The sequence below is a fragment of the Candidatus Erwinia dacicola genome (assembly GCF_001756855.1).
In the GTDB taxonomy this organism is placed as follows: domain Bacteria; phylum Pseudomonadota; class Gammaproteobacteria; order Enterobacterales; family Enterobacteriaceae; genus Erwinia; species Erwinia dacicola.
In genome coordinates this window covers 1-2,764 of the sequence record NZ_MAYS01000508.1, presented here as the reverse complement: position 1 = coordinate 2,764, position 2,764 = coordinate 1, and the positions used below count along the sequence as shown (strand labels likewise).

5 protein-coding genes are annotated in these 2,764 nt (G+C 53.0%); all 5 read left to right on the top strand.

What is annotated here, in order from left to right:
• Positions 1-191 precede the first annotated feature (191 nt).
• The 5 genes from yjfP to rplI all read left to right on the top strand — a co-directional run bounded on the left by yjfP (position 192) and on the right by rplI (position 2,675).
• Positions 192-941, top strand: coding sequence for an esterase (gene yjfP, locus BBW68_RS13080; protein ID WP_070135700.1), 750 nt, complete (start codon positions 192-194; stop codon positions 939-941).
• Between the two features lie 285 nt (positions 942-1,226).
• The gene (gene rpsF, locus BBW68_RS13075; protein WP_070135699.1) at positions 1,227-1,622 is read left to right on the top strand and encodes a 30S ribosomal protein S6; all 396 of its coding nucleotides are present in this window, start codon (positions 1,227-1,229) and stop codon (positions 1,620-1,622) included.
• Between the two features lie 6 nt (positions 1,623-1,628).
• Entirely contained in the window at positions 1,629-1,946 is a 318-nt protein-coding gene (priB, locus tag BBW68_RS13070) for a primosomal replication protein N (protein ID WP_070135701.1), read from the top strand.
• A gap of 4 nt (positions 1,947-1,950) precedes the next feature.
• Positions 1,951-2,178, top strand: coding sequence for a 30S ribosomal protein S18 (rpsR, locus tag BBW68_RS13065; protein ID WP_070135698.1), 228 nt, complete (start codon positions 1,951-1,953; stop codon positions 2,176-2,178).
• A 44-nt stretch (positions 2,179-2,222) separates the two neighbouring features.
• On the top strand, positions 2,223-2,675 hold the full coding sequence (gene rplI, locus BBW68_RS13060; protein ID WP_070135697.1) for a 50S ribosomal protein L9: 453 nt from the start codon (positions 2,223-2,225) through the stop codon (positions 2,673-2,675).
• The last annotated feature ends 89 nt before the right edge of the window (positions 2,676-2,764 follow it).

Here is a 2,764-nt window from a genome sequence, read left to right as displayed (position 1 = left end):
AGGAGATGCTGGCTGAGCGCTAGGGTTAAAATGAGGAACAACACCGCCACGCTAAACGAGGTCAGTACCGAAAGTTTGACGCCCAGACTCCATGTCTTGAGAGAGAGACGCTTCATTGTTGTGCCTTAATTCAGTTAGTGTGTTACACGGATTAACGGCATGGCGCGGATTAAAGTTCATTAGAAAACGTGATGATCGAGCTGAATAGTGAAAGTTTCGCCGGGATTGAGTGCCTGCATGCCTTTCCGGCCGGCAAACGCGATGCGCCACTGCCCAGCGTGATTTTTTATCACGGCTTCACCTCCTCAAAAGAGGTTTACGCCTATTTCGCCGTAGCGCTGGCCCAAGCTGGTTTTCGTGCGGTGCTGCCGGACGCTGACTTGCACGGTGCGCGCTACAGCGGCGACAGCGAACTGCGCCTGACACGTTTCTGGGAGATCCTGCGTAACAACATTGACGAGCTGCCGGGGCTCGAACAGGTGCTGCGCGCGCGCAGGCTGGTGGACGCTGAGCGGCTAGCGGTGGCAGGGGCATCAATGGGCGGCATGACGGCGCTGGGGGCGATGGCGCGCTATCCGCAGCTGCGCGCGGCGGCCAGCATGATGGGCTCCGGCTACTTTAGCCAGCTGGCCCAGACGCTATTTCCGCCGCGGGTGGTGCGCTCACAGGAGGAAAAAAAACAGCTGGCCGAGCGGCTGACACCGCTGGCGCAGTATGACGTCGGTCACCAGCTAGAAAAACTGGCCAATCGCCCGCTGCTGCTGTGGCACGGGGAAGCCGATAAGGTGGTGCCCGCCGCAGAAAGCGTGCGGCTGGAACAAGCCCTGCGTGACAGCGGGCAGGACAGCAACCTGACGTATCTTACCGAGTCAGGCATTGGCCACCGCATCACCCCCACGGCGCTAAGCGCGTTTACCGCTTTTTTAAAGCATCATTTATAACGTTTACGGGCCGACCGGAAAAAAGGTCGGCCCCTACGTGTCATTAGTTAATCATTTTTTGTAGGGGCGGACCCTCTTTTCGGTCCACCCGAAATTCCCGTATCCGCGCCAATATTTACCTTGTGTTTGTTCCCCCTCGCCAGTATAATTACGCGTCAATTTTTCAGCCGCATTCGCAGGTTGCGACCCGGAGTTTACTCTGGTCACGGCTTATAACGTTCCTTGCTTCCATGGGCCGCGGCTGCCCCTTACAGGAGGCTGAATAATCCGTAAGGAGCAATTTTAATGCGTCATTACGAAATCGTATTTATGGTTCATCCTGACCAAAGCGAACAGGTTCCTAGCATGATCGAGCGTTACTCTGCAACCATCACTGGTGCAGAAGGTACGATCCACCGCCTAGAAGACTGGGGCCGCCGTCAGCTGGCTTACCCGATCAACAAATTGCACAAAGCTCACTACGTTCTGCTGAACGTGGAAGCTTCGCAGGAAGCAATCGATGAGCTGGAAACTAGCTTCCGCTTCAACGACGCCGTTATCCGCAGCATGGTTATGCGCGTTAAGCACACGGTAACTGAACCATCTCCGATGGTTAAATCTAAAGACGAGCGTCGTGATCGTCGCGAAGATTTTGCTAACGAAATCTCTGGTGATGCAGATGCTGGAGATTCTGAAGAGTAATTGTCCGTGACGGCCAATCATCTGACGTTATTTGGCACCGTGTGCAAGATGCCGATACGAAAAGTAAGCCCGTCAGGAATTCCACACTGCCAGTTCGTGCTTGAGCACCGTTCAGAACAGGTGGAAGCCGGTTTTAACCGGCAAGCTTGGTGTCGGATGCCGGTGATTATCAGCGGCAAAGCCCATCAAGCCATTACTCAAAGTATAACGGTCGGTACGCAGGTTACGGTTCAGGGTTTTATTAGCTGCCATCAAGGGCGCAATGGCCTGAACAAGATCGTACTGCATGCCGAGCAGATTGAATTGATAAATACTGGAGACTAGCCTAATGGCACGTTATTTCCGTCGTCGCAAGTTCTGCCGTTTCACCGCGGAAGGCGTTGTAGAGATTGATTACAAAGATATCGCTACGCTGAAAAACTATATCACTGAAAGTGGTAAAATTGTCCCGAGCCGTATTACCGGTACTCGTGCAAAATACCAGCGTCAGCTAGCTCGCTGCATCAAGCGCGCTCGCTACCTGTCCCTGCTTCCATACACTGATGGTCATCAGTAATCCGCAGCCGTCTATTAACGACTTAAAGAGGATAAGGTAAGGTAATGCAAGTTATTCTGCTTGATAAAGTAGCAAACCTAGGCAGCCTAGGTAATCAGGTTAACGTTAAAGCGGGCTACGCCCGTAACTTCTTGGTGCCACAGGGCAAAGCTGTTCCTGCTACCAAAAAAAACGTTGAGTTCTTCGAAGCACGTCGTGCAGAACTGGAAGCTAAACTGGCTGACGTTCTGTTTGCAGCTAATGCACGCGCTGAGAAAATCAATGCACTGGGCACCGTGACCATTGCGTCTAAATCAGGCGACGAAGGTAAACTATTCGGTTCCATCGGTACCCGCGACATCGCTGATGCAATTACTGCATCTGGCGTTGAAGTGGCTAAGAGCGAAGTTCGTCTGGCGAACGGCGTTCTACGTGTGACCGGTGAGCATGAAGTGGACATCCAAGTTTACGGCGAAGTCTTCGCTAAGCTGATCGTTAACATCGTTGCTGAAGCTTAATCGCTGACGTGAACTCTGTTCAAAGCGCCGGCCCTCGGGGGCCGGACTCCCCAGAAAAACGAGACAGGCATAGCGTTATGTGATCTACT

Excerpts from the sequence above, each read along its gene's own strand:
- yjfP (WP_070135700.1), top strand. The coding sequence starts at position 192 with ATGATCGAGCTGAATAGTGAAAGTTTCGCCGGGATTGAGTGCCTGCAT.
- rpsF (WP_070135699.1), top strand. The coding sequence starts at position 1,227 with ATGCGTCATTACGAAATCGTATTTATGGTTCATCCTGACCAAAGCGAA.
- rpsR (WP_070135698.1), top strand. The coding sequence starts at position 1,951 with ATGGCACGTTATTTCCGTCGTCGCAAGTTCTGCCGTTTCACCGCGGAA.
- rplI (WP_070135697.1), top strand. The coding sequence starts at position 2,223 with ATGCAAGTTATTCTGCTTGATAAAGTAGCAAACCTAGGCAGCCTAGGT.